The organism is Pseudomonas sp. B21-053, assembly GCF_026016365.1.
Lineage (GTDB): Bacteria > Pseudomonadota > Gammaproteobacteria > Pseudomonadales > Pseudomonadaceae > Aquipseudomonas > Aquipseudomonas nunensis.
This window is the reverse complement of sequence record NZ_CP087205.1, coordinates 902,648-927,959: the sequence shown is the minus strand read 5'-3', so window position 1 is coordinate 927,959 and position 25,312 is coordinate 902,648. Positions and strand designations below refer to the sequence as shown.

Below are 25,312 nucleotides of genomic sequence, written 5' to 3'. Positions count from 1 at the left end.
AGCTATTCACTACCCGGTCTGTAAGGCTGCTGAAAGCTTGCCGCTCTATATTCAGCAGCCTCAACGGACGGATAACCGGGACCACCCGGAGACACGCCTGATGAGCGAGCTTTTTTACAACGCCGTGCCGAACACGACCCGCGTCGCCCCGCCACTGCCCAAGCCTCGGCAATACCCCAGCGAAAAACCGTCACGGGTCTACCTGTTCGGGACCTGCGTGGTGGATTTGTTCTACCCCGAAGCCGGGATGGACGCGATTCACCTGCTGGAACGCGAAGGCATCCGTGTCGACTACCCGCAAGGGCAAAGCTGCTGCGGGCAACCGGCCTACACCTCGGGTTACACCGAACAGGCCCGGACCGTGGCGCGCTCGCAACTGGCGCTGTTCGCCGGGAATTATCCGGTGGTGGTGCCGTCGGGTTCTTGCGCAGGCATGTTGCGTGAACACTACGCCGACTTGTTCAAGGACGAGCCGGATACGCTGAAACAGGTTCAAGCGCTCGCCGCCCGGACTTATGAATTGGCGGAATTCTTGCTGTTTGTCTGCAAGGTGCAGCTCAAGGACGGCGGCGAACCGGTCAAAGTGGCGCTGCACACCTCGTGCTCGGCACGTCGCGAGATGAACACGCACCTGCACGGCCGCGAGCTGTTGGCGCAGTTGGGCAATGTTGAGCGGGTCGAGCACAGCCACGAAAGTGAATGCTGTGGCTTTGGTGGGACTTTCAGCGTCCGTATGCCAGACATTTCCGGCGCGATGGTGGCTGACAAGACCCGCTCGTTGAAGGAATCCGGCGCGCATCAGGTACTAAGTGCCGATTGCGGTTGCCTGATGAACATCAACGGCTCGCTGGAGAAACAAAAGGAAGCGCTGCGCGGCCAACACCTGGCCAGTTTCCTGTGGCAGCGCACCGGGGGTGTTCGATGAACGCTTCCGCGATTATTCCTACGGTTACCGTGGAGGAAGATTTCCGCAGCCGGGCTCACGAGGCTTTGGCTGACACGCAATTGCGAAACAACTTTCGCAGTGCGATGGATTCACTGATGACAAAACGGGCAGCGTCTTTCAGCGATGCCCACGAAAGAGAACATTTGCGCGTGCTGGGCAATGCTGTCCGCGCCCGTGCGTTATCCAAGTTGCCTGACTTGCTTGAGCAACTTGAACAGAACCTGACCCGCAACGGTGTGACAGTGCACTGGGCGGAAACGGTGGACGAGGCCAATGGCATCGTCCTCTCGATCATCCGCGCTCACGAGGGGCGGCAAGTGATCAAGGGCAAATCGATGGTCAGCGAAGAAATGGAGATGAATCATTTCCTCGCTGAACAGGGCATTGAATGTCTGGAATCGGACATGGGCGAGTACATCGTCCAGCTCGACCACGAGAAGCCTTCACACATTATTATGCCGGCGATCCACAAGAATGCCGGTCAGGTCGCGTCCTTGTTCCACGACAAACTTGGCGTGGAATACACCAAGGACGTTGACCAACTCATTCAGATCGGTCGCAAAGTCTTGCGACAGAAATTCTTCGAAGCGGACATCGGCGTCTCCGGCGTCAACTTCGCCGTGGCCGAAACCGGCACCTTGCTGCTGGTGGAAAACGAAGGCAACGGTCGCATGACCACCACGGTCCCGCCGGTGCACATCGCCGTGACCGGCATCGAAAAAGTCGTTGAAAACCTGCGGGACGTGGTCCCTTTGCTGTCGCTGCTGACCCGCTCCGCGCTGGGCCAGCCGATCACCACTTACGTCAACATGATCTCCGGCCCGCGCAAGGAGCATGAACTCGACGGCCCGCAGGAAGTGCACCTGGTATTGCTCGACAATGGTCGCAGCCAGGCCTTTGCCGACAGCGAACTGCGCCAGACCCTGAACTGCATTCGCTGCGGCGCGTGTATGAATCATTGCCCGGTCTACACTCGAATCGGCGGCCACGCCTATGGGGAGGTTTACCCTGGGCCTATCGGAAAAATCATCACCCCGCACATGGTCGGCCTGGCGAAAGTCCCGGACCATCCGAGTGCCTCGTCGCTGTGCGGCGCCTGCGGTGAAGTCTGCCCGGTAAAAATTCCGATCCCGGCATTGCTGCGACGCCTGCGCGAAGAAAACGTCAAGGCCCCGGACAGCCCACATAAAGTCATGCGCGGCCAGGGCAGCAAGTACTCGCGCAAAGAACGCTTTATCTGGAATGCCTGGGCGAAACTCAACAGCTCGCCGACGCTCTATCGTTTATTCGGCTTCTTCGCCACTCGCCTGCGCGCCCTCGCGCCGAGCAATGTCGGCCCATGGACGCAAAACCACAGCGCGCCAAAACCCGCTGCCCGCTCGCTGCATGACATGGCCCGCGAGCATTTGGCCAAACAGGGAGACCGTTGATGAGCGCCAAGCAAAATATCCTCGCCAAATTACGCAATAGTCTGACCGGAACTACACCGGTACCTGACGAGTTCGACGTCGAACTGCTGACCGCGCCTTACACCTACACGCCTGAGCAACGCATCCCGCAACTGCGCAAACTGATGGAAGCGGTGCACACCGAAATCCACCTGACCTCGGGCGAAGATTGGCCCGAACTGTTGGCACAGCTTTTAAGGGATCGCCAGTTGCCGAGCCTGTTGATCGCGCCAACGACGCCTCACGGTCAACGCATCACACAGCACTGGTCGAAAAATCCCGGCCTGCCGACGCTCAAATCCTACGATCGCCCGGTCGAAGAATGGAAAGCCGAATTGTTTAACGACACCCCGGCCAGCCTCACCACCACCCTAGGCGCAATCGCCGCGACGGGTAGCCTGATTCTCTGGCCGACGCGGGAAGAACCGCGCCTGATGAGCCTGGTGCCGCCGGTGCATTTCGCCCTGCTCAAGGCCAGTGAAATCCGCGACAACTTCTATCAAGTGCAGCAGGAATTCGAGTGGGCCCAGGGCATGCCGACCAACGCCTTGCTGGTGTCCGGCCCGTCGAAGACTGCCGACATCGAACAAGTGCTGGCCTATGGCGCCCACGGTCCGAAAGACCTGGTGGTGTTGATCCTGGAGGACCAATGACCTTACCGGCGGCTTTCCTGCGTGATGCGCAGCAACTGATTCCCCAGGACCGACGTTTCGATGATCCGCTGTCGACGCTGGCCTTCGGCACCGATGCGAGTTTCTATCGCCTGATTCCGCAACTGGTGATCCGCGTCGAGTCCGAAGACGAAGTGGTCGAGCTGCTGAAACTGGCGCAACGGGATCAGGTCCCGGTGACCTTTCGCGCGGCCGGCACCAGCCTTTCCGGGCAGGCCATCAGCGATTCGGTATTGATCGTGCTCGGGGATAACTGGAACGGTCGCGAGATTCGTGGACAAGGCACGCAAATCCGTCTGCAACCCGGCGTGATCGGCGCACAGGCCAACGCGTGGCTGGCGCCGTTCGGACGCAAGATCGGTCCGGACCCGGCCTCGATCAATGCCTGCAAAATCGGTGGCATCGTCGCCAACAATGCCAGCGGCATGTGCTGTGGCACGGCGCAAAATACTTATCACACCTTGGCCGGGATTCGCCTGGTGCTGGCCGATGGCAGTCGCCTCGATACCGAAGACGCCGCCAGTGTTGCCGCGTTTCGCCAGAGCCATTCCGAACTGCTGGAGCGTCTGGCGACATTGGGCCGCGAGACCCGCGCCAATTCCGAACTGGCTGCAAGAATTCGCCACAAATATCGTCTGAAAAATACCACCGGCCTGTCGCTCAATGCGCTGGTGGATTTCGACGAGCCTGTGGATATCTTGAGCCACTTGCTGGTGGGCTCCGAAGGCACGCTCGGCTTCATCAGCGCAGTGACTTACGACACGGTGATCGACCACCCGAACAAAGCGTCGGCATTGATCGTTTTCCCGGATGTTGAAACGTGCTGCAACGCCGTGACCGTGCTGAAAAGCCAACCGGTGTCGGCGGTGGAACTGCTGGATCGCCGCAGTCTGCGCTCGGTGCAGGACAAACCCGGCATGCCCGCTTTCGTACAGCAACTGTCGAATAATGCCTGCGCCCTGCTGATCGAATCCCGCGCCGCGTCGCCCACTCTGCTGCGCGAACAACTGGCGCAGATCATGACGTCCCTGGCTTCTTTCCCGGTGGAGAAGCAAGTCGATTTCACCGAGGACCCAGTGGAAAACGCCCGGCTCTGGGCGATCCGCAAGGACACCTTCCCGGCGGTTGGCGCGGTGCGCAAAACCGGGACCACGGTGATCATCGAAGACGTAACCTTCCCGGTGGAACAACTGGCCATCGGCGTGAACCGCTTGATCGAGTTGTTCGACAAACATCACTACGACGAAGCGATCCTTTTCGGACACGCGCTGGAAGGCAATCTGCACTTCGTCTTCACACAAGGCTTCAACAACCCGGAAGAAGTCGCACGCTATCAGGCGTTCATGGATGACGTGGCGCAACTGGTGGCCGTGGAATTCGGCGGCTCGCTGAAGGCCGAACACGGCACCGGTCGCAACATGGCGCCTTTCGTCGAACTGGAATGGGGCAGCGATGCCTATCAGTTGATGTGGCAACTCAAACGCCTGCTCGACCCGAACGGCATTCTCAACCCCGACGTGGTGCTCAGCGAAGATCCGCAAATCCATCTCAAACATCTGAAGCCGCTGCCCGCCGCCGACGAGATTGTGGATAAGTGTATCGAGTGCGGCTTCTGCGAGCCGGTCTGTCCGTCGAAAGGCCTGACCCTGAGCCCGCGCCAGCGCATCGTTATCTGGCGTGACATTCAGGCGAAGAAACGAGCCGGCGTCGACACCACTGAACTCGAAGCCGCTTACGAATATCAAGGCATCGACACCTGCGCCGCCACAGGGCTATGTGCGCAACGTTGCCCTGTAGGAATCAATACCGGCGAACTGGTGAAAAAGCTGCGCAGCCGTAAGGCGACGCATACGAAAACCGCCAATTGGCTTGAAGGAAATTTCGCCACTGCGCTGCAAGGTGCGCGGTTCACCCTGCACGTTGCCAACGGCGCGCGGATGCTGCTCGGAGCGCCGCGTCTGGCGAAGCTCTCGGCAACGCTGACGCGGCTGTCCAAAGGACAGGTCCCACAATGGACCAACGCCATGCCGCAGCCGGAAAAAGCCATTCGCTTCAGCCCGGTCGTGTCGGACGAGCGCCCTCGGGTGGTGTACCTGGCGGCCTGCGTCTCGCGGGCAATGGGTCCAGCGGCGGGTGATAAAGAGCAAATGTCGCTGTACGACAAAACCCGTGGGTTGCTGGAAAAGGCCGGTTACCAGGTCGTGTTTCCGGACAACCAGGACAACCTCTGCTGCGGTCAACCGTTCGCCTCCAAGGGTTACGCCGAACAGGCCGAACACAAACGCCAGGAACTGATCGGCGCGCTGCTGCACGCCAGCCGCGGAGGGCTCGATCCGATCTACTGCGACACCAGCCCCTGTACGTTGCGGCTGGTTCAGGACCTCGGTGAAGTGCGCCTGGACCTGTACGACCCAGTGCGTTTCATTCGTACGCATCTGATGGATCGGCTGGACTTCACCCCGCAGGATGCGCCGATCGCGGTGCACGTCACCTGCAGCACTCAGCACTTGGGTGAGAGCCAGGCGTTGATCGATCTGGCACGCAAATGCAGCAACAACGTGGTCATTCCCGAAGGCATTCACTGCTGCGGATTTGCGGGGGACAAGGGCTTCACCACGCCAGAGCTGAACGCGCATTCACTGCGCTCGCTCAAAGAGGCAGTGCAGCATTGCAGCGAGGGGATTTCCACCAGCCGCACCTGTGAGATTGGCCTGACGCAGCACGGAGGCATTGACTACCACGGGCTGGTCTATCTGGTGGATCGGGTGACCCAAGCGAGGGTCATGCAAGAAAAATAGAACCCTGACGAACCGCCGTAGTCCACAGATTAAGCCCGGTAAATGCCGGGCCTTACCCAAACTCGGCAGCCCGTCCTGATGGCCAGCGATGCCTGGACCCTCAGTTCAAGGAGATACACATGAAACGTTCTGTACTGTTAGGTCTGTTCGTTACTGCTTCGCTGATGGCATCCACCTCGTTTGCCGCCGAAGACCTCTGTGCGGTCAACTTGAAAACCATCGAAAATGCCAAAGCTCAGATCTCTCCGGAGATGACTGAGCAGGTACAGGCTTCCGTCGAAAAAGCCAAAGCCGATCACGCGACGAACACCAAAAAAGGCACTGAAGATTGCATCGCCGAAACGACCCAGACGATTCAGGATATTCAGAAGTCCAGTGACGGCGGCAAACAATAGTCCCCGACAAGGCCAACCTTCGGGATGGCCTGCTTCGCAGACGCTGATGTAAAGCACACAGGCTTGTTGCTCATCTGAATTCACAGAGCAACAGGCCTGTCGTCGTTCACGATTCTCAAAACCGAATTACTTCGCAGCGCCGTGGTCTTTTAAGTAGGCCCCATCCATCGTGGCCTGTTTTCCGACCTCGGCCGAGCCCGCTCATACGGCAGCACCGAGACCATCAGTCTTAGGAGATTTCCATGAAACGTACCGCACTCGCTGGTCTGTTCATGTCTGCTGTTATGTTGGCCTCTCCCGTATTTGCTGCGGACAACAACCTGTGTACGAGCAGGCTGCAGGAACTCGAAGCCAAAGTGAATTCGCTGCCAGCGACCGCCCCCAACGCACCGGAGATTAAACGACTGCTGGCCAGCGCCAAAGCTTCACAGGCCGCCAATGATGACAAGAAATGCGCCACCGAGGCCAGCCAGGCATTGTCGATGGCAAACTGAGCAGCGAGCCTATGATCACTCGCGGCCAACCTTCGGGTTGGCCTTCTGAGGCGCGTTGGCGTACACTGCACACGCCTGTCGCTCACTTTGATTCACCGAGCAACAGGCACGGGGCCGTTTAGGATTCGACGCCGGTCGCGAAACTTTAGGTGCATGCCGAGTTGGTAACAGAACTCGTAAATCCACTGTTGCAACTTTCTATAGTTGCCAATGACGAAACCTACGGGGAATACGCTCTCGCTGCGTAAGCAGCCTTAGCCCTTCCCTCCTGGTACCTTCGGGTCCAGCAATCACCAGGGGATGTCTGTAAACCCAAAGTGATTGTCATATAGAACAGAATCGCCGTGCAGTACGTTGTGGACGAAGCGGCTAAAACTTACACAACTCGCCCAAAGCACCCTGCCCTTCGGGTCGCTGAGGGTTAACTTAATAGAAACGGCTACGCATGTAGTACCGACAGCGGAGTACTGGCGGACGGGGGTTCAAATCCCCCGGCTCCACCAAACAAGTCATGCAAATCAAGCACTTATCGGAATGCGAAAGTGCTTTTTTTGTGCCTGATGGGGCTGTTTTAGCTCCAGAATGACAGGTAAATGACAGCGTTCAAGACTGGGTAGACTCATCGTGATACCCAGACTGGGCCTTGTAGAAATGTACAGCATTGCGCGACTCGCAAAAGGCGGGTAGCTTCGCGCACATTGGTTCTTGCGAGCGATCCATCAAGGAGACGCACTGAGGGCCAAAAGCCAGGAGAGGCTGATGGCGTTAGCGAAAACAATCGGCGAAACAGTTCTTGAAGAACTCAATTATTTTGCCGTATCAGGCTCCAAGCCGGATCCTTTCACAATCGCAAGGCTGCGACGTGAGATCAGCAAACTTGAGAAAGTCGAACCAATAGGTGCACTGCTCTGCCAGGGAATTTTGTTCTCTATTGAAAACAATGCTGAGGAAGCGATCAGGGCGTTTGAAGAAATTCTCTCTTATGACCCTAACAACCCGGACATGAACCAGAATTATGGCCACTCATTAGCAAAGTTGAAGATGGCCAATTCGGCTCAGAAGCATTACATAATTGCAGCTGACCATAGCCTTGAATCTACGTCGGCACTTATTGACGTTGCGGAAACTGCGCAAGTTGTATTTCGCCCTACTGACTTCACAGAAGCCCTTGAAAGAAATGCACACAAAGCTGACGTTGAAAAACTCATGCAAAACGCAGATGTTCAAAACTGCTTCACGGTAGCCGAACTCTTCAAAGAATTCGGGATTGACGAAGCAGACGCCAACAAAATCGGATTGTCAGCGGAGCGCATATGTGTACAAAGAGATTTATCCGTTATGAATGGATATTTCAGACGAACTGGAATGTATGGTAGTTCCAAGCTAACCTTCTATGCTGGGATTGAAGGCGATAGCGATACCATATGTGATATGAATATTGATCTCAGCGACTCGATCATTGACAACGATGCGGGTCATATACTTGCTGAAATTTCATATATATTTGTGCCGTACCATGCCGGAGATGCGGCCATCCTTATAGCTGGCGCTCCGACGATGCATAAGGATAATGCTAATGCCAGTCAGTAATAGCTGTTTCCTCAATTGGTCAGAAAAATGTCTTTCGGAAGAGGGATTGTCCGAAACTGACTACCGGAATATCGTCAGCAGATCCTACTACAGCGCATACCATGAGGTACTTTCACTAGCTGACAATGATCTTCGGTTGGGTGTAAGCCAGATGGTAGGACCATCACACCTGAAGCTTTCTGAAACCTTAACGAACTTTATCTGCGAAGACAAAGCGAAGCAAAAGGTTATCAGAAGATTAGGCGCCAGGATGCATGCTTTGCATGGAATGAGAATCCGTGCAGACTATTACTTTGATATTACCCTAACGGACACCGAGGCAAAATCGCTAGTTAAAAATGTAAATGACGTATTCAGAGTCATTAAGAATGAACTGCAAGACAGCGCGGCTTAAATGAACGCTCTCGCCTAATAATCTATAACTGCAAGCACCACATTAAACAATGATTGCTAGCAGCTCTCGGTCGAAATACAAATATCTTCCCATAAGTGCGCCTATGCTGCTCCATGATCCATTGCGCCAGAGAAAACAGGCTCTGAACAGGCACTGCACGCCTGAGTAAAGAGCCGACCACCACCTGCTGGTATTTCGTTATGCCCTTCTCGCTCTCAGAAATCGATGCATACATCCAAGCTCTCTCAGAAAACGCCGAAGCATTAATCTGTGAAGCTTCTTTGCTCTTGAAGCATGGAGCATTCGCTCGTGCATTTACGCTTTCTCACCTTGCTCGCGAAGAGCTCTCCAAATGCTTGATGCTGCAATCAGCGGGGGTGAGAACCCTCGCGGGACATCCGATTGATGAGAAGAAACTGCTAAAACGATTGACGGATCACAAAGCAAAATTGAATTCGGAGCAGGTGCAAAACTCAGTCTGGATGGCCTCTATTGGAATGATGGAACAAGCGCAGGACTTGCTGAAAGCCTCCAGCGCACTTTCAGGTCACCGAAACAACCGCAAAAATGAATCTCTTTACGTGGGATTTAAAAATGGAGTTGTGACGAAGCCATCGGAGAATTTCAGTAAAGATCAAGCATCCGGAAACGTCGATCTTGCTGCAATTGCATTGGAACAACAGAAGCGGATGACCGACCTAATGGGTAAATTCACTGAACGTGAGCCCATTGTAATGGAACGGATTGAGCCTGGAGATATCACCATCGAGAATATGGAAGAGCTGTTCAAGGAGATGGCGGTATCAATGAGGTGGCATTACCAGACACCGGAATAGTTTTTTAGCGATTTTTGCCTATGGCACATTCTTGAAGAAGACATGGCCGCCGAGCTTCAGCGTCTGCTTGGCCTTCGCTGCCCAAGCAGGGCGAGGTTTTCATGCTAGTCACATAATAGTGCGCGGCACCACCAGCCCAGTCATCTGATGTCGCCGTAGTAACCATGGACATCAAAGAACTTGGCGTTTTTGGTTTTCGGCTTTTAAAGGGCTTCAGGGGGCATCCCCCTAAACGCCCCTCAAAAACGCATGAATGGTACAAAAACCGGTATGAGGTTACTTAAGGAGTTTGAGCATAGTGGATTGGTGGTTCGTAAAAGCCTCATATCCATGCTGGATCATATTAGAGGCTTGAAAAGAGTCTTCGAATTTAACGCAGATTGCTATTACGTTGGCATCGCCACCTACATAAATGGCAGAAGCCTCTGCGTGAACCTTTTCCGAAACATTTGTATGTATATTCGCTATCAACCCATCAAAATAAAATCGGTAGCTATTTAGCATCAGCGGCCCATTTCCAGCGCCAGCGTCTAAAGGAGTCGTCATTTTTAGTGGGCCAAGGTTGTGACGTGGACCCCGAGTTATCATCTGAGTTAGTTGTACTGGAAAAAAACTCAAAGGATATGGATTTTTATTCAAAACCATTAGCCTGAGTTTTTCCAATTCACATTCTTGCAATTTTATATTTGCGTTTTGCGGCATGTCAGATGCTGCAGCTCGCCACAGTAAACTGAGAAAAAAAACCCGAAGTTTTAAAACGTTCAGATCTGGTACCAAACGAACGAATAGATCGCTATTTGGGTATGGAATAATACTGTCCCTAAGCTCTTCCTTTTTCCCCCAGCCACTCCAAACTAAGCGAGCCCTACGAAGCTCAGTCGCAGCAAAACTGTCCAAATCAGCGAGAATATCCTCCCCGGAACGCGTGACCAGCTCACGGTCATACCAGCTCGTCGGCCTCCTAGTCGGACGACCTCCTGGTGCTCCATCGATGAAATAGCACCCTTCGCTTGGAGCTGAGAACGCCAACGGGATGAGGTGTGATTTCACAAACTTCCCGGGCTTCAGTGTCAGCTTACATGTCCCTGTCGTCACGCTCCGCCTCCTGTGATGGGTGACCCTTAGGGTGCCTGAAAATATGCTGCGCGGCAAAATGACAGCACCGGTGTTCTGCTGACCATACCCCCCATAAATCTACAGCTCGTCGCCTCACCCTCGCCTGAACCGGCCCGCCTCGATTACTGTACATCCGAACAGTACAGATAAGGCATGACCGTGGCTCCTCTCGATATCGAAGACACCAGCGACTGGCTTGGATGCCCAACCGAACTGGAAACCATCACACACTACAACCGCATGCTGGAGAACGAAGTCCAGGAGCTGAATCTGCAACTACGCACAGCCAGAGAAAACATCTTCGGCCTGGTGAAAATGCATGGAGAAGCCTGCTCAGAGCGAGACTCCCTTCGCGCCGAAATGACCAAATGCAAAGCTGCGCTGCGTGATTCCAACCGAGCAGCCACCGATAGCGAGACAAAACACAGCTGGGAAATGATGGCCAACAACAAGCTGGTCAGCGAGTTATGCGCCAGAATAAAAGAGCTAACTGGTAAAGACGCACTGACCGGGAGGCAGTAAGGTTAGGCCGCTCTCACGGCACGCCCTTGAAGAAGACATGACCGCCGAGCTTCAGCGTTTGGGTTGCTTTCGCTGCCCAGTTCGGCGCTGTCTTCATCGCGATCGCGTAATAGTGCGTGGCGCCACCGGTGGGATCTGACACCTTGCCATCGATCACCTGGTCAGCAGCGATACGTGCCTGGGCCAGCTCACGGAACGGGATCGCCCTGGCGCCTGACAGGTACGCGAAGTTCGGGTCGTTTTTGTTCCAGCAGCTGAACTGGTACGGCGCCTGGCACACGCCGGCATAACCCTCCCCCCACCACGATTTCAGCTTGCCGTCTTCCACTCGGTTGCGAATGGTCCAGGCCACGGCGATCTGGCCGGCCAGGCTCTCGCCGCGGGCCTCGCCCCACAATGTGCGCGCAAGGATGTCGCGGTCTTTCTCGGTAACAGCCATAACTTTTCTCCAGGCAAAAAAAATCCCGCTCGATGGCGGGTGCGTTGTGTTGCGGTGACGCTACATCTGGTCAGCAGTACGAGCCTCGGGACTGGCCTCTATCACCGGAATAACCGGCTCCGTTGGCCATACCGGCGCGGCATACCAAGTCGGCTGGACCGTGACCTTGCCCAGGGAAAATTTGTAGGTCTTCCAGGCTTTCAGGTTGACCAGCAGCTCGGCCTGTTCCGCCTCGTCCTCTTCAGTGGCCTCGCCGGCATCAATGCCGTAACCGAGCGTGTCGATCCGATCTTGAATGCGGGCGATCTGCGCCACGGCAGCGCTGTTGCGCCCCGCCAGTTCAACCTTGGCCGCAGACAGGGCAGCACTCGCTGCGGCTGCGTCCTTCATCGCCTTGGTGATCAGCTTGCTCCAGTCGATGTTCATGGAGTCACCTCCCCGGCGACGATTGGAACCGGTAGAGGCTGCGGCAACTGCACGACGCCATCCGGCACGTTGAGCAGCGGAACAGGGAAAGCCTGCTCTTGGCTGAAGTTCGCCGGCAGTGGAAAACGCAAGGTCAACTCCAAGGTGTCGCCGGTTCGGGTCACGGAGTCAGCGAACCAGGTGGAGGTGATCGCCTCCAGTGGCAGCGTGTCGCCAGCGCCAACATTGGTAAAGTCGAATGATTCGCCGTTCAGGATCAACGTCGCCCCCTGCTTGATGATGCTCAGCTCTTCGTCTGAGCGGATCGGTGAAAGTTTGATGATCATGAGGACTCCCATTAGTACCAGCGACCAAAGGCCATAAGGCGCGAGGCGCGGGCTGTGGTGTCATTGAAGAATGCGATACGCGACCAGCTCACTCCGGTAGGCGAAGGCGCGCTGTTCAACCCGATCACCCCCAGCGCCGAATTCTGGCTTCCGGTCACGACCGGCTCTGATCCAGCAACGAACGCTGCAGGAAATGTCCATGTCGCTGCGGCGCTTATCCAGGAGTTGCCATTAACCGTTGTCGCGCCAATCGCGCCCGTTGTGCAGGAGCAAATCTGCGTGCCGTCGGCAAAGCGCACCCAGTTACCATTGGTATTCGAGCCGCTCTCTACGACATTTCTGCCGGCTAACTGGAGTCCCACCGGGACATTGAGCACGCCCGCATAGGAGTAGGTCATGAACGGGCCACCGGCGTTGTTGGCCTGGTTCACCGTGCGCCAACTAAACCCACCGGTGCCGCCACCTTGGTTGCAGGTGAACGACACCGCGCCCGACAGGTTGCTGCCGTTGGTTTCGTTCCAGCCGACATAACCACCTTGGGATGCCGGCATCGCGCCGGCGACCACTTTCAGGGAGTTGAAGGATGGGGCAAATGCCCCTCCGGCGACCGGCATAGCGCCGAGGCTGCTCAGCAACTCCGCCGAGCTGCTCACTGCAACTCCAGTGCCGCCCTTGGTTACGGGCAAAGTATCGTAGTTGCCGGTGGTGCCGAGCGCTCCGAGCTTCTGGCCGTAAGTGTTGACCAGCCCCCGCAACGCGTCGGCTGAATCCTTCACATACCCTTGCATCGGCGCCAGCGCATAGCCGCCAGCCGCATTGGTGGCGCCTTTGTAAGGCGGGTCGATAGAAATCGCCGCGTCACTCGCGATGTTGGTTACTTCGTACCAGCCACCGTCAGGCCCACGGAAAGCATCACCTACCCGGCCGTTGGAGAGAAACGCGGTCCCGGTACCGATTACAGCATTCGAATTTTGAGTAACGTAGACCGTCCCGGATTTAGACCAAGGCATAGAGCCGTCCTTTTAACTTGAATAAGGATCCCGCGATGAGCGGATTGAATGACTTAAGAGATCAGTTGAAGGGGAATGGATAGTTATCGGACTTAATTACCAAGGCAACAGGGTAGCGGTCAGTGGGGATATTGGAGAAAGACACCGGGGATCCGTAACCTGAAGTGTTAGGTCTAGTTGTAGTTGTTCCTCCCGTGGCCCCGAACATAAAAGTAATGCCTCCGTTATAACCATAGGCGCCCTCACTGCCGGAGTAGACGGCGAATTGGGAAAAGCCGCCAGCAGCAGGATACAAATCATTTATTTGGCATGAGCGCGACCAGGGGAGATAAGCAGCATACTCGGCGGCTCCTATTGGGACATTGACATAAGAATCGGCCTGCGCCACGTAGACGATACCGCCTACGTTGCCATTAGCCTGTCGCTGGCGATTGGAGCCGCCGGCGTAACAGGTGTAATAGCGTCCAAAACCGTCCAAGGCTCCAACACCCGGGGCTTGGACGGCCCCTACAACGTTAAGTGGAGGCTGCAAAGAGTTAAATGTAATTCGACCTAACGAGTCATATGTTTTTAGAAACGTAGTGCCTGACATGTTATCTGCCATCAAATCGAAGCAATAGAACTTTGTGCTCGGACTGGCGTTTGTGTAGTAAAACGTCATGGCGTTCCCCGCCACCTGTGTACCAACAAGGCAGCCAGAGCCAGTTATAAAAGCAATTGGCGATATTGGATTGACAACCGTAAACCCATGGATTTGGTCGGCAAAGTTCGGCGTAGCGATGGCGGTGGTTGCCGACCAGTTAACTCCGTAGTTAGGGTCCTCCCCTTGTCGAATGAATTCCTTGCGCGTCCACGAGTGGATGTAAGACATGTTCCCGCTCTTAACCAATCCATAGCAAATCAAATTGGTGTCAAAAAGAATCTGCCCGTTCTCTTTGAAAGCCTGAAGATTCGCCATTTAGTAATACCCGTAAAAAATTCGGCAGTTGGCCGAGAAATACCCCCACCCCAGCGTTGAGTAGGAGTACACCCACGACATCGATCCGCTCCCAAGCGTTACACCTGGCTTCTTGCCTTTCTCAAGCTGTAAATCCACAAGCGGAACAATGATGTAATACTGGGTCTTCCCCGCTGGAGGCGGCTGGATGGCAGTGGAGCCATTCGCACCGCCAGTATCGACGTAGCTCTGCATCTGGCTAATGTTCATGGTCATATCGACCAGCAGACGCCCGGAGGCGTCATAGGTAGTTAGTCCCGTCATACGCTAAGGTTGATTGCGAGGTTGCCGTTCGAGTGGTAAAGCTTCACTGAACTGTTGTTGATCGCTATTCGGGCCTGGCCCGCACCTTGCCCGTTCATTTCAAAACCTCCGTTCTTGAAGATGGCCCAGCCGGTCAGGCCGAACTGATAGTTCGTTGAGCAGATGTAATCGCCGATCTTGGCGTTGGTGATCGAGCCATCCTGAATAAATGCGTCCCGAATAAACGTCTGGCCACCAGTGATTCCGAAGAACGAGATCGGGTTTTGGGTGTTGGTGTTCATCACCAAGAAGGTGTCCGCCCGCACCACAAACTGCGAAGTGGTGCCAGCGGCGCCGCTTTCCAGACCCAGGCCGAAACCGGCCGCATACGGCTGGCCACCCGCGGTCAGCTCCATCCGTACCGACCAGATAGCCGCCAGTTTGCCGTTGGTGCTTGCCAGTGCGCTGGTCGTCTCCTGAACAGCCACGCTCGCCCCATCCGCTTTGGCTTGCGCCGTATCAACTCGCGTTGAGAGAGCACCAACCGCGTCAGACCTGGCAGTGACCTCCGACTGGATAGCCGCCTGATTACTTCCGACCGAAGCCTTCAGCGTCTCGACCTGCTGGGAGATCGAGAGCTGATTACTCGCCATCGCCGTCTCGACGATAGTGATCTTCGACTCGCTCGTTCCTACGCGAGAATCGAGGGAGGTAATGCGCTGCGTTTGCGCAAAGTCCTGCTCGGTTCGCACGCGAACCTCTTGCGCGTAGCTCGCGGTGGCTTGCCAGCCATTCAATGCATCCAGCAAATCCCCGCTTCCATCATCACCGCGAGAAGAAGCCTGCAATGCCTGGAGCTGGCTGGCGGTGGAGGTTGTCTTGCCGTCGACCGTTGAGATGTCGGCCGTGTTCTTGGTCACCTGCGCCGCGAGGCCGTTCGCCGTGCGTATTGATTGACCGCTGTTTACCCAGTACGTCGGGTTTGGTGGGCCATTCGATCCATCAGCAGCGGCCGGGACATTAACGATAGAGGTCCAAAGATTGTCACCAACCCGAACTGTGTTGTCTCGCACGTAGGGATCAGTCGGCACATAGACGAGAGCATCCACCAGGTTGCCGATCTCATCTTGCAGTTCGCTGAGCCGCTCGTTGACCGAGCCAGGCCCGTCGCCGTCGATCAAATCGATCCGGCCCAGCAAGTGCTGACCGAACTGGCTTTCTGTCAGCTTGTCTTTGAGCAAATCCAGAACCGGCCCAGCGTCACTACTCGCCTGCCCCATCACTCCATTGACCACTGGATAGAACGGACCGATGTTGCCGGTGCGATCCACCAGGCGCGCCCAGAAGAAGAGCGTGGTGCCCGCCAACAGGCTCTGCATCGCGTAATCGCTTTGCGGGTAGGCCAGGTCTGCCAGCTTGGTGGCCGCGCCCAGGTTGTTGACCGGTCCATGCCAGATCTCGGTGCGCTGGGTGTCCTCGGCGCCTGCGGGAAACCCCCATTTCAGGCCAATGCCAAACAGCAGCGAAGCTGCCGTCAGAAACGACACTGCTGGCGGCAAACCGGCCTTACCCGTCAAATCGGTCAAAACCGAGTTCGTCGGGATTGAAGAAACATTCATCGCGCTGACGGCGCGAACCCGGGCTAAATACTGACCGGAGTAGATCCCGCGCACGTCTACGACCAGTTCGCCAGTGCGCGGAACCTTTATCCACTCACGAGCGCCCCAGCGCCATTCAACGTCGTAACCCACAGCACCTGGGGCCGCGTCCCAGGCGATAGTCATGATGGTGACTGCGATGCCTTGCTCTACCACAACGTGCTGACTGAGCAGCACCCGAGCCGGTGCGGCCTGCGTGCCAATCGGAATGCCGGTGATTGGCCGAATATCAACTACAGCACCGAAGTCGATCGCGTTGAATTTGCTCGGCTCATGCTGAATCATTTCCAACTGGAACTGGTGCCACTCCGGACGCGTCACGTTCCGTACGTAGAACTGCATCAGCTTCAGGTCGTCGTAATCGAGCGCCCATCCACACTCGGCCTCCGGCACTTCGCTGTAATCCGCCATGACAGTGATTGCTCGACCGGCCGCAGACTTGACCACTCGCGCCTCTGACTTGCCGCTGGGCAGGTTGACGAACAACCGGGCGCCAGCCGGCACCGACGTATCACGGTCCAAGGTGATGACCCGTCCGGCGACAGCTGAGATACGCCCACCGTTTGCGCGACCGGCCAACGCAGGGTCGGCGAGCGCGATTACTTGACCGGGTTTTGGAATTTGCCCGTCCAGACCCACGCGCATAGTCGCGCCGCGTGTTTGCAGCTGCTCGGTCAGCAGCGCCCATTGTCCGGCGCGCTGAGCCTGACCCAGCGACGTACAGCCGATGGCATCGATGGATAGCTCACGCACCATGCCCAGCTCTGCCATGGCGTCGTCGTCGAATACCGGCTCCTTGTCAGTCTCGAACCCCTGATCGGGGTTGTCCCAGGCGACCATGGCCAGGGTGTGCCGATCGCGCGCACGGGTACCCTCGTATTTGATTTCACCGTTATTGAGTATCTGCGAAGGGCTGTATGTGTAAACCGGATCGCCAGGCATGTCGGCGTTGACGACAATTTGGCTGCCGTCCCAGTAGGACATGCCATGAAAGCTTTGCGCCAGATCCTGCAGTACAGCGTAGGCGTCGGCTTGTTTCTGGAAATACAAGTTGAGGGTGTAGCGCGGCTGCAGGCCGCCTTTGCCATCCGGCACCATCTGGTCGCAATACTGGCCAATGCGATACAGCGACCAGCGATCAACCATGGTCGCGTCGATGCGCTCGCCCAGGCCGTAGTACGGATGCAGCACCAGGTCGTAAAAGATCCAGGCCGGATTGTTGGTATAGGCTTCCTGAAAGGTGCCGTCCCAAACCCCGTTGCTGGTCCCGGCGCCGCTGGTGCGGTAAGTGCGGGTCACGGCGTCATAGTTGGCCGGGACACGAATAATGCGACCACGCATCAAGGCCGCGACCTTGGCGATATCGCCGCCGAATTGCTGGGCGTCATACTCCAGGCAACCCACGGAGGTCAGTGGATATTCCTGATCGCTGTCGACCACCTCGGCAATGGCCTCGATCAGCATCCCGTCTTGCACCAGCGAGCTGTTCGCCTCTGGCGTCAGGCGGCGGACGCGAATCGTCCAGCGACTGCCGGCGGGTAACTCTATTCGGTGCGAGCGCTCGTATTTGGTGACGTTCTTGCGGTCAACGAAAGAACTCAGAGCTGGCAAGTACGGGCCGTTATCAGTCGAAACCTCAACGGAGTACTCGATTCGGACGCCGTTCAGGTTGCCACTGGCGTCCTGACTTTGCAGCTGTGGCCACGCGAGGCGGATCCGGACGGCATCGATCAGCGAGTTGTTGATGGTGTGCAGCCAGGGAGTGGTGCTGATCAACTCCTGACTGACGGAGATTTCGTTACTCGCCTCGGAAATCCCTTCAAGACGGGTCTGGTTCAATTCACCGGAACGGAACTGCCATTTCACACCCGGGAAGTTGAGCGTGCCGTCCTCGGCTTGTACCGGCGTACCGTCGAGCTTGAGCGAGCGAAGCCCGTTCACCAGACCAACGATCGGCCCCCAACTCCAGAGGTAAACGATCCGCGCAGTGGCAATTGAGGGCACGCTGTTCGAGGCGATGCTCGGCTGTTTCTGCTTGGCTTCGCCGCCCTTGCTACCAGCAACGGGCCGACGCTTTCTTGGGGCGGCTCGCGGCGCCTTCTTTGCTACTGCGCTCATGCGCCCTCCAGAATGCAAAAACCCGCCGAAGCGGGTAGTTAAATATTGTCTTGGGTGTAGATCCCGCCAGACTCGACGGCCCCGCCGATCTCTCGTTCGCCATAGAGCAGCGGATAAGGGTTGCCCTGGGCGATGGTGGTGACCGCACCGCCGAAGCCGTAGCTGGGATTGTTGCCGTCTTCGTTTTTGTCGCTGGTGTTGGCCTTGGTCGTGGGCGACAACATCTGCACCACGCCGCCCAGGCCCACAGCAGCACCACCGGCCAACAGCGCCATACCCAGGCCCGTAGTCGTACCACCGCTGAACATCCCCGCCACGATTAGCGCCACACCGAGCAGGGTTTGAAACATGCCTGACTGCTTGCTGCCCTGAATGATCGGCATGATTCGGATGTCGCCGGCGCTGGAGTCCTTCAGGTCAAGCTCGGCCTCAGCGATGTTTCGTTCATCGACGAACACGGCGAAGACGAGACCACGCTCTTCCGCCTGGCGCAGGAACTGCTCGAAGCCGGGCTTCATGTTGCACAGCGCGCTCACTGCATCGCGCACGCCATGGATGTCGAGGGTGTACTGGCGGCCGAAACGCTTACCCAGCACGCCACCGAGTTTGATAGTGCGTTTCATGGGCGATAGTCCTTGTGCCGAAGAATCAGCCGCAATCGGTTGGCCTGTGACCAGCCGTAGATTTCACGACTGGCAAGGCGCCCGGGCATGTGGTGGTAGATGAATGGCCCGGCGCCGCCCAAAGTGGCCGCCGGCTCGCTGACCAGCGCGGCCTCATCACCCAGGTAGATCGCCGCGTGGTTGGGATGAAAGCAGTTGCGCCCCGGGGTCGGTATCTGCAAAACCAGCATGTCGCCGCGCCGCGCCTCGCTGACCTGGTAGAAGCCGGCGGCCTTGAAGTTGTCCTCGTAGAGGCTCGGGCCGGCTTCGTCTTCCCACCACAGGTCCTGCCGCTCGAAGTTGGGCAGTTGCAGGCCCGCCTCCCGCGCGTACCAGTCACGACAGGCCGTCCAGCAATCCAGCAGGCCGTGAGAGAAGTCCCGACCCAGCAACGGGGCTTGGAAGCCCGTAGGTTTGAACCATTCGAAATCCCCGCCCGGCCAACCAATGATGCCCCACGGCAATTCGTGCAGCTCGCAACTGACACGATCAGCCATGCTCGGCGTCGGCGCCTTGTCCGGGTGGCTGTGAATGATCGCCAGCACTTCGCCGCGGTCCTCGGCGGCGGCCTGGTCCCGCTCGCAAATCTGGAAATTTTCCCGGTCGGTCTTCGCGAGATTGGCGCATGGAAAATACTCACGGCCACCGGCGGTACTGATCAGCAGGCCGCAGGCTTCAGCCGGGTACGCGCGTTCCGCGTGGGCGCGAATCGCGTCCTGCAACTGTTTGTTGATGCGCATGGTTACCTCGAACTGGTGATCAAACTGGCGCCCATTGATCCGCCGAAACGCCGGGTGTTGCCCCGCAACTTGCAGCTGCTCCACCAGCCGCCGCAGCGATCGAGCGCAGGGTTGTCGGTGGGTTCGTTCTTCTTGGTGAACATGGCACCGCCCATGTAGGCACAGGCCTCCCCCCGGTAGCCGCCACGGCAGGCCCAGCGGCATAGTTTGGTGATCTGCTGCGACGGGAGTTGCTGCCCTTCCATGTCCGTGGGGCTCGACAACGAGAACACCACTGCGGCTCGACTTTCTTCGGTCTTCTGCTCGATGTACCAGAGGTTGATCTTGCTCTGGTCGCTCGCGTTGGGATTTCCCTCGGGGAAGTTGGCCGCGTCCAGGAAGTGGCGGAACGTCTCGATGACTCGAACCTTCGCGCCAGCCAGGTCACGGAACTGCAAGCACAACGCAGTGATGGCGCCGGGAATGCCGCCCAGTTCGTTGGCCACCTGAAGTGTCGGGGTTGCGGGTCGCCCATCGCCGCGAATATCAAATCCCTTAGCGGTGATCTGAAGCGGTGAATAAACCTGGCCCTGCCAGATGATGTCGCCCTCTTGCGTGTGGCCATGGAAGCGCCAGAGATTCGCGCCCAGGCGTGTGGCGTCGAGCTCGAACAGCCGGATCTGATTGCCTGGCTCGAGCTTCTGGATATCAGCGTTGTAATTCATGAGCCTCCAGAAACAGAAAGCCCCGCACTAGGCGGGGCTCGATTGAAAGGTAAGTCAGGGGTTGTAGACCTGCTTGAAGATGAAGGTCAGCGTGTAAAGGCCTGCCCCAAGAGGCCGCGGCTTGTAGCCGTTGCATCGGTACCGGCCCTGGACGCCACCGGGTGGCGTCCAGAGAAACGACTTGTAGCCTTCGTGGCGATCGAGGAATTCCCAAACGCCTTTCAGGTCAAAGCCCGGCGCCAATAGGCCGCTGTACGTCATGTTCCAGGTTTGCCGTTTGGTGTTGATGCCAATGCCGCCAGCCTGGGTGTAACCATCGCCGAAATCGTTTTCCCAGGTGTTCTGGGTCACCTCGCCATCGGCGCCGAGCTGGGCGCAGTAGTTGAATGTTTCCAACATCAGACTCGCCTCCAAAGCAAACCGCCCTGCCCCATCTCGCCCTGGAGAACTCGACGGATCGTCGCCGTCAAACCCTCGCCGGCCATTTCACCCTGTCGGCGCGCATCAGCATCACTGGTACCCGGTTGGGCCTGTACGTTCACTGGTGCGTTGATCGTGATGCCGCCACGACCGCCACCGCCGGCCCCCTCTCCTACGCTGTCCGTCGCAGCGGTTTGGCGGGCCAGGAAATTGGTGAGGTCCTTGTTCTGTGCTGGAGCAACAACCCGCTCACCGCCATCAAGCAACCAGGTCCCCTCTTTGGGGATATTGCCCATACCGTCGTGCGCCATACCTGCCAGCGCTGCGCTGGCAACACCGGCAACCATAGGGGCGGTCGCCGCGGCAGCAGCGGCAGCGGCGCCCGGTGCCGCAGCAGGACCAACAATTGGAATCGCAGCAGTCGAAGCAAACGCCGCGAGACTTGCCTGGAAGGCTGTCGCTTGCGCGTTGGCCACCAAGGTAGGTACGGCGCTTGCCTGCGTCGTCTTGCCTACCAGCAGTTGCACTGCCTGGTATATCAACCATTGCGCAGCCATGTCAGACAGGGCCTGCAACGTAGATTTGGCGAAGTTAGCGACCAGGTCGCCCAAGGCGTCACCGGCAGACTCAGCACCGCTCGCTACATCGGAAAGGAAGGTGCTCAGGCTGCTGGTTGCGCCGTTCAGAACCGAAGCCGTTGCCTCGGCAGCTTGCGAGGAATAATCCTGAGCCGCTTCAACATAGTTCTGCCAGGCACTGCTAACACCGTCCATCCAATTCGATTGAGCATCATCCAGCTGGTTGTAATAGTCCTGCTGAATAACTAGGCGACCGGCTAACGCCTCGCTCAGCTTGGCGGTTTCCTTGTCGTAAAGTTCCTGGCTGATGTCATCGCTGTTGCGCTGGAGCACCAGTTCGCGCTGTTGTTTGTTGAAGTCCTGCTCGATAGCAAGCATTTCCTGCAACTGCGCACGGCGCTTATCACCTTGGCCAGCTCCTGCGAGCTGCTGATTGAAACCCGCCCTTGCGGAAAGATTGTTCTCGCTGACGCTTGCTTGAAATGAAGCAAACTTTTTCTCTTCCTCGTTCGCGATCTTGCGTAGTTCGATTTCCTTTTCTAAAACTGCGTTGCGCTTCAGGTCAGCCGTGATCGACTCTTGTTTGGCGAGTAACGATTTCTGCTCGGAGGTAAGTGTCTTCTTCGACTTTAGGTCAGAGAGCTCCTGCTCCCACTTGATCAACTCGCGAGAAGCGGCACCGATTTTTTCAACATCACCCTTCTGAGCATCCAGCAAAGTGGATTGCTCCTTCAGCACCGCGTACTGCTGACGGGCTTGATCAAGAACCTTTTGCGCAGCGTCTTCCTGGTACTTCTTCTGGCCTTTATTCGGGTCAGTTGTTTCGCTGATCCGTGCAATGGCAGCGTTGGCCCGGGTAACAGCATCTTTTCTCGGATCAATACCCGCGCTCGGGGTCTCAACACCAGGAAGCACCATGCTTCGGCCTGTGACATCCGCTTGTGGTGGCGGGGCGAGCAGTATGTTGCGCCCTGTCAGGAAGGCTGCATTTTTGGAGATATTGCTGGCCGCTTCGATCACCCGACGCATTTGATCGATCTGGGTGGTGGCACTATCAGTAGCTGCTTTGGCGGAGTCTTCATGCGCCTTTTTTGCCGCCGCCGCGGCATCCACGGCAGCTTGTTCGGCGGTGTATAGACCGATCAGTTGTTTCTTAAGGGCCTCCTGCTGGACCTTGTCGTTCTCCTTGACCGCATCCCGGTATTTCTCGAGCACGTCCTTCTGCTGTGAAATGACCTTTGCCTGTTCGCGTTGCTGCGCGGTAAGCCCCATTTGATCAGCCGCGTACGCCGCCTGCGCCTCCGCATTCGCCCCAAACAGGTCGCGGGTCTCGATCAGCTTGGCAACATATTTTTCCCAATCGGCGATTTGCCCTTTGGTCTGTCCACCGGTTTGAGATTGAACATCGGCAAGGCCTCTCGCGCTTGCGGAAGCAGCTCTGGTAGACGCATCTACGCCGTCAAGCTTGGCGCTGTAATTCGCGGCCTCTTTCGAGTTCGCGGAGTACCCGGCGGAAATTTCAGTTAGTTGCTTAATCACGGCAGGATGCAGCTGGACGCTTTCCTTTGCCCACTCGGTGACGCTATCAAGAGGACGAGTGCCCGCTTTTACCTCATCAAGCATGCGGCTGAGTTGCTTTTGATACTCAGCCCTGTCTCCAGTGATCGTGTTCAACGTTACGCGGGTTTTTACCGCGTACTCATTGAGATCTCCAGCGGCCGCGCTCAATGCTTCTTTGCGGCCCTTCCCCCAACTATCAAGCTGATAACGTTGCTGCTCGGCGCTGAGTTCTTTGTACTTTTGAATCGACTGATCAAGCGTGCTGTTATGGTCGATGAGCGACTTGCTTGCTTTGTCCGCAGACCCGCCGAAGTCGATAAACGAAGCAGCGACCAGCGCCGTCATCGCGATCATCCCGACCGGCCCCGTGAGAAGCCCCATAAGTCCGGCGCCCGCGGTAGTCAACGCACCGACTGAGCGAGTGGTGATGCTCGCCGCAGCTGCGGCTCGCTCCGACGCTTTCACAGCAGCATTTGCTGCCAAAGTGGTTTCCGCGTAACCGGCGGCAGCGGCGCTGCGCAACGCATACCCGGCCTGAATATCTGCCGAGGTCGCGGCGCTCGTCGCTGCAAGTCCGGCTTCTGCCGCCTGGATCTGCCTGATAATGGCCACTTCATCCAGGCGCGCGAGCGCCATTCTGTTGCGAGCAGCCGCCCGGCCCTCCTCAGAAATTTGAGCGGCGAGACGCTGCTCTTCCAAAACCCTCTCTGCCGCCAGTGTTGTCTGGACGGTTTTCAGGTTGTTGATTTCTGACTGTTGACGAAGTCGGTCGGCTGCGACTTTCTGCTCGGCGGCCAATATCTCAAGATTTGCCCGCTCGAGCAGTACCTTTGCATCGGTTTGCCTGGCCTGGGTGGTGGCGAGCATTTGCCGAGCCGTAGCCGCATCCGCCTCTACGCTCTTCCAGGTGGCGGCCGCGCTGTAAACGAGTGCGCCCGCCTGTTGGATTGAAGCTTTGGTGGCTGCCGCAAAACTGATTACGGCCTGGCCGGTGGAAAGAGCGAGCTTGGCGCCAAAAATGTAAGCCAGCGTTTCGGCAGCGCTCGATACCTGCTCGAATGTTTTCGAAGTTGCCGCGAAATCTTTGGTCAGCCCATCAATTGATTTCGAGACCTTGACGATATTCGCCGAGATTGCAGCGCTGACCCCGCTCGCTTGGTCCATTCTGCCGATGAACTGGGTGAGCGAGTTTGCAGTAGCCGTGATGCTGTTGCCGATCGTTACCGCAGTCTTGCTGAAAAGGTCTCCAACGGCCTTTTCTTGCGCCTGCAAAGCTTTTACGACCGCATCGGCGGTGAGCTTCCCCTCTGCACCAAGCGCGCGTAGCTCACCTACTGTTTTGCCCATCCCTGCAGCAATAGCTTGAGCCAGTGCCGGCGCCTGCTCCATGACGCTGTTGAGCTCTTCACCTCGCAGAACGCCAGACGCGAACGCCTGCCCCAGCTGGACCAATGCGGCGTCGGCCGAGGCCGCAGATGCACCCGAGATGGCTAGAGTCTTGCTGATCGTGCCAACCACACCAGCCACGCCCTCGCCAGTCAGTTTCAATTCTTTCTGGTTGGTCGCAATCCGCTGATACAGCTCGGCAGTAGAGCTTAGAGGCTGATAAGCGCTCTGGGCGATGGCGAAAACCGCATTTTGCGCGGTAGCCAGTTCCGCCGAGCTCTCCGTCACCAGCTTCAGCCTGCTGGTCAGCTTGGTGTATGCCTCTGAGGCACTGTAAATCGCGCTCAAGCTGAAAGCTGATGCCAGTGGGCCTGCCAGGCTTGCCGCAGCACTGGAAAGGGAAAGAAACTGCCCCTGAAGTGCGTTTACTCTTGCGGATGCGGCATCAGCGGCAGCACCAGTGCGAGTCACTGATCGTGACGCTTGATCCATGTCCTGCCGAAATCCGCCGATTCGCGCAATAAGATCCAGCGTCAGAGTTCCGAGCGATCTTGACGCCATTTACTTTCCTCCAGGCATAAAAAAACCCACCGAAGTGGGTTTCCTGTTTTTTCGGTGATTTACTTGGCGAAGCCTTGAACATCCGCGTTAAAAAGGTCTAACGCCCTGTTTGATATATCGGCGCACCAAGACCTTCCCCGACAATCGAATGTTGCATTGATTGAATACTTCCCTTCAGAAATTACTTGCTTGTAAGCGGCGCCGTTCAAATAGCCGACTTTGCTTGCAGGGAACGTTTGGAGGTAGCTATCAGAGGCCGTCATAAGTCTCATTC

At 57.0% G+C, this 25,312-nt stretch carries 23 protein-coding genes, 1 other RNA gene and 1 pseudogene; 11 read left to right on the top strand and 14 right to left on the bottom strand.

Annotated features, from left to right (window positions below; translation table 11 throughout):
* The first annotated feature begins 100 nt into the window (after nt 1–100).
* From LOY68_RS04175 to LOY68_RS04130, 10 genes are all read left to right on the top strand, one after another.
* Nucleotides 101–925, top strand: coding sequence for a (Fe-S)-binding protein (locus LOY68_RS04175; RefSeq protein ID WP_265043109.1), 825 nt, complete (start codon nt 101–103; stop codon nt 923–925).
* Entirely contained in the window at nt 922–2,376 is a 1,455-nt protein-coding gene (locus LOY68_RS04170; RefSeq protein WP_163908329.1) for a LutB/LldF family L-lactate oxidation iron-sulfur protein, read from the top strand. Before LOY68_RS04175 ends, LOY68_RS04170 begins: the two co-directional genes overlap by 4 nt.
* Nucleotides 2,376–3,047, top strand: a complete 672-nt coding sequence (locus LOY68_RS04165) for a LutC/YkgG family protein (RefSeq protein WP_265043108.1) — start codon at nt 2,376–2,378, stop codon at nt 3,045–3,047. The genes LOY68_RS04170 and LOY68_RS04165 overlap by 1 nt, the downstream gene beginning before the upstream one ends.
* Nucleotides 3,044–5,863 (top strand): FAD-binding and (Fe-S)-binding domain-containing protein, encoded by a 2,820-nt coding sequence (locus LOY68_RS04160; RefSeq protein ID WP_265043107.1) that lies wholly within the window; start codon nt 3,044–3,046, stop codon nt 5,861–5,863. Before LOY68_RS04165 ends, LOY68_RS04160 begins: the two co-directional genes overlap by 4 nt.
* A 119-nt stretch (nt 5,864–5,982) precedes the next feature.
* Nucleotides 5,983–6,258 carry a hypothetical protein gene (locus LOY68_RS04155; RefSeq protein ID WP_163908323.1) on the top strand — a complete coding sequence of 92 codons (276 nt, stop codon included), beginning with the start codon at nt 5,983–5,985 and terminating at the stop codon, nt 6,256–6,258.
* A gap of 242 nt (nt 6,259–6,500) precedes the next feature.
* Nucleotides 6,501–6,752: a hypothetical protein gene (locus LOY68_RS04150; protein ID WP_265043100.1), complete on the top strand. Its 252-nt coding sequence runs from the start codon at nt 6,501–6,503 to the stop codon at nt 6,750–6,752.
* A gap of 110 nt (nt 6,753–6,862) precedes the next feature.
* Nucleotides 6,863–7,255, top strand: a transfer-messenger RNA (tmRNA) gene (ssrA, locus tag LOY68_RS04145).
* A gap of 256 nt (nt 7,256–7,511) precedes the next feature.
* Nucleotides 7,512–8,342 carry a tetratricopeptide repeat protein gene (locus LOY68_RS04140; protein ID WP_265043098.1) on the top strand — a complete coding sequence of 277 codons (831 nt, stop codon included), beginning with the start codon at nt 7,512–7,514 and terminating at the stop codon, nt 8,340–8,342.
* Nucleotides 8,329–8,736, top strand: coding sequence for a hypothetical protein (locus LOY68_RS04135; protein WP_265043096.1), 408 nt, complete (start codon nt 8,329–8,331; stop codon nt 8,734–8,736). The genes LOY68_RS04140 and LOY68_RS04135 overlap by 14 nt, the downstream gene beginning before the upstream one ends.
* A gap of 200 nt (nt 8,737–8,936) precedes the next feature.
* Nucleotides 8,937–9,572, top strand: coding sequence for an AbiV family abortive infection protein (locus LOY68_RS04130; protein ID WP_265043094.1), 636 nt, complete (start codon nt 8,937–8,939; stop codon nt 9,570–9,572).
* A gap of 18 nt (nt 9,573–9,590) precedes the next feature.
* Here LOY68_RS04130 and LOY68_RS04125 read toward each other — a convergent pair.
* Nucleotides 9,591–9,714, bottom strand: a pseudogene (locus tag LOY68_RS04125) (cell wall hydrolase); the annotation flags it as partial.
* 134 nt (nt 9,715–9,848) lie between these two features.
* Entirely contained in the window at nt 9,849–10,622 is a 774-nt protein-coding gene (locus LOY68_RS04120; RefSeq protein ID WP_265043092.1) for a hypothetical protein, read from the bottom strand.
* Between the two features lie 219 nt (nt 10,623–10,841).
* On the opposite strand from LOY68_RS04120, the gene LOY68_RS04115 reads away from it, so the two are divergent.
* Entirely contained in the window at nt 10,842–11,210 is a 369-nt protein-coding gene (locus tag LOY68_RS04115) for a hypothetical protein (RefSeq protein WP_265043090.1), read from the top strand.
* 13 nt (nt 11,211–11,223) lie between these two features.
* Here LOY68_RS04115 and LOY68_RS04110 read toward each other — a convergent pair whose 3' ends face one another.
* The 12 genes from LOY68_RS04110 to LOY68_RS04055 all read right to left on the bottom strand — a co-directional run bounded on the left by LOY68_RS04110 (nt 11,224) and on the right by LOY68_RS04055 (nt 25,038).
* Nucleotides 11,224–11,649, bottom strand: coding sequence for a cell wall hydrolase (locus LOY68_RS04110; protein ID WP_265043088.1), 426 nt, complete (start codon nt 11,647–11,649; stop codon nt 11,224–11,226).
* Between the two features lie 60 nt (nt 11,650–11,709).
* On the bottom strand, nt 11,710–12,075 hold the full coding sequence (locus tag LOY68_RS04105) for a phage tail protein (protein ID WP_265043086.1): 366 nt from the start codon (nt 12,073–12,075) through the stop codon (nt 11,710–11,712).
* Complete coding sequence (locus LOY68_RS04100; protein WP_265043084.1) at nt 12,072–12,401, bottom strand: hypothetical protein; 330 nt, start codon at nt 12,399–12,401, stop codon at nt 12,072–12,074. The genes LOY68_RS04105 and LOY68_RS04100 overlap by 4 nt, the downstream gene beginning before the upstream one ends.
* Before the next feature lie 11 nt (nt 12,402–12,412).
* A complete protein-coding gene (locus tag LOY68_RS04095) occupies nt 12,413–13,411 on the bottom strand; it encodes a phage tail protein (protein WP_265043082.1) in 999 nt (332 codons plus the stop codon).
* Between the two features lie 61 nt (nt 13,412–13,472).
* A complete protein-coding gene (locus tag LOY68_RS04090) occupies nt 13,473–14,369 on the bottom strand; it encodes a hypothetical protein (protein ID WP_265043080.1) in 897 nt (298 codons plus the stop codon).
* On the bottom strand, nt 14,370–14,618 hold the full coding sequence (locus LOY68_RS04085) for a hypothetical protein (protein WP_265043078.1): 249 nt from the start codon (nt 14,616–14,618) through the stop codon (nt 14,370–14,372).
* A 50-nt stretch (nt 14,619–14,668) separates the two neighbouring features.
* Nucleotides 14,669–18,427: a phage tail protein gene (locus LOY68_RS04080; protein WP_265043076.1), complete on the bottom strand. Its 3,759-nt coding sequence runs from the start codon at nt 18,425–18,427 to the stop codon at nt 14,669–14,671.
* 38 nt (nt 18,428–18,465) lie between these two features.
* Complete coding sequence (locus LOY68_RS04075) at nt 18,466–19,050, bottom strand: tail assembly protein (RefSeq protein WP_265043074.1); 585 nt, start codon at nt 19,048–19,050, stop codon at nt 18,466–18,468.
* Nucleotides 19,047–19,829, bottom strand: coding sequence for a C40 family peptidase (locus LOY68_RS04070; protein WP_265043072.1), 783 nt, complete (start codon nt 19,827–19,829; stop codon nt 19,047–19,049). The genes LOY68_RS04075 and LOY68_RS04070 overlap by 4 nt, the downstream gene beginning before the upstream one ends.
* 2 nt (nt 19,830–19,831) lie before the next feature.
* Nucleotides 19,832–20,533: a phage minor tail protein L gene (locus LOY68_RS04065; protein WP_265043070.1), complete on the bottom strand. Its 702-nt coding sequence runs from the start codon at nt 20,531–20,533 to the stop codon at nt 19,832–19,834.
* A gap of 54 nt (nt 20,534–20,587) precedes the next feature.
* Nucleotides 20,588–20,932, bottom strand: coding sequence for a phage tail protein (locus LOY68_RS04060; RefSeq protein WP_265043069.1), 345 nt, complete (start codon nt 20,930–20,932; stop codon nt 20,588–20,590).
* On the bottom strand, nt 20,932–25,038 hold the full coding sequence (locus LOY68_RS04055; protein ID WP_265043067.1) for a phage tail tape measure protein: 4,107 nt from the start codon (nt 25,036–25,038) through the stop codon (nt 20,932–20,934). Before LOY68_RS04055 ends, LOY68_RS04060 begins: the two co-directional genes overlap by 1 nt.
* Nucleotides 25,039–25,312: the final 274 nt, after the last annotated feature.

What these genes read in the sequence shown, in the direction of transcription:
- LOY68_RS04175 (WP_265043109.1), top strand. Translation starts at nt 101, where the DNA reads ATGAGCGAGCTTTTTTACAACGCCGTGCCGAACACGACCCGCGTCGCC.
- LOY68_RS04170 (WP_163908329.1), top strand. Translation starts at nt 922, where the DNA reads ATGAACGCTTCCGCGATTATTCCTACGGTTACCGTGGAGGAAGATTTC.
- LOY68_RS04165 (WP_265043108.1), top strand. Translation starts at nt 2,376, where the DNA reads ATGAGCGCCAAGCAAAATATCCTCGCCAAATTACGCAATAGTCTGACC.
- LOY68_RS04160 (WP_265043107.1), top strand. Translation starts at nt 3,044, where the DNA reads ATGACCTTACCGGCGGCTTTCCTGCGTGATGCGCAGCAACTGATTCCC.
- LOY68_RS04155 (WP_163908323.1), top strand. Translation starts at nt 5,983, where the DNA reads ATGAAACGTTCTGTACTGTTAGGTCTGTTCGTTACTGCTTCGCTGATG.
- LOY68_RS04150 (WP_265043100.1), top strand. Translation starts at nt 6,501, where the DNA reads ATGAAACGTACCGCACTCGCTGGTCTGTTCATGTCTGCTGTTATGTTG.
- LOY68_RS04140 (WP_265043098.1), top strand. Translation starts at nt 7,512, where the DNA reads ATGGCGTTAGCGAAAACAATCGGCGAAACAGTTCTTGAAGAACTCAAT.
- LOY68_RS04135 (WP_265043096.1), top strand. Translation starts at nt 8,329, where the DNA reads ATGCCAGTCAGTAATAGCTGTTTCCTCAATTGGTCAGAAAAATGTCTT.
- LOY68_RS04130 (WP_265043094.1), top strand. Translation starts at nt 8,937, where the DNA reads ATGCCCTTCTCGCTCTCAGAAATCGATGCATACATCCAAGCTCTCTCA.
- LOY68_RS04115 (WP_265043090.1), top strand. Translation starts at nt 10,842, where the DNA reads ATGACCGTGGCTCCTCTCGATATCGAAGACACCAGCGACTGGCTTGGA.
- LOY68_RS04110 (WP_265043088.1), bottom strand. Translation starts at nt 11,649, where the DNA reads ATGGCTGTTACCGAGAAAGACCGCGACATCCTTGCGCGCACATTGTGG.
- LOY68_RS04105 (WP_265043086.1), bottom strand. Translation starts at nt 12,075, where the DNA reads ATGAACATCGACTGGAGCAAGCTGATCACCAAGGCGATGAAGGACGCA.
- LOY68_RS04100 (WP_265043084.1), bottom strand. Translation starts at nt 12,401, where the DNA reads ATGATCATCAAACTTTCACCGATCCGCTCAGACGAAGAGCTGAGCATC.
- LOY68_RS04095 (WP_265043082.1), bottom strand. Translation starts at nt 13,411, where the DNA reads ATGCCTTGGTCTAAATCCGGGACGGTCTACGTTACTCAAAATTCGAAT.
- LOY68_RS04090 (WP_265043080.1), bottom strand. Translation starts at nt 14,369, where the DNA reads ATGGCGAATCTTCAGGCTTTCAAAGAGAACGGGCAGATTCTTTTTGAC.
- LOY68_RS04085 (WP_265043078.1), bottom strand. Translation starts at nt 14,618, where the DNA reads ATGAACATTAGCCAGATGCAGAGCTACGTCGATACTGGCGGTGCGAAT.
- LOY68_RS04080 (WP_265043076.1), bottom strand. Translation starts at nt 18,427, where the DNA reads ATGAGCGCAGTAGCAAAGAAGGCGCCGCGAGCCGCCCCAAGAAAGCGT.
- LOY68_RS04075 (WP_265043074.1), bottom strand. Translation starts at nt 19,050, where the DNA reads ATGAAACGCACTATCAAACTCGGTGGCGTGCTGGGTAAGCGTTTCGGC.
- LOY68_RS04070 (WP_265043072.1), bottom strand. Translation starts at nt 19,829, where the DNA reads ATGCGCATCAACAAACAGTTGCAGGACGCGATTCGCGCCCACGCGGAA.
- LOY68_RS04065 (WP_265043070.1), bottom strand. Translation starts at nt 20,533, where the DNA reads ATGAATTACAACGCTGATATCCAGAAGCTCGAGCCAGGCAATCAGATC.
- LOY68_RS04060 (WP_265043069.1), bottom strand. Translation starts at nt 20,932, where the DNA reads ATGTTGGAAACATTCAACTACTGCGCCCAGCTCGGCGCCGATGGCGAG.
- LOY68_RS04055 (WP_265043067.1), bottom strand. Translation starts at nt 25,038, where the DNA reads ATGGCGTCAAGATCGCTCGGAACTCTGACGCTGGATCTTATTGCGCGA.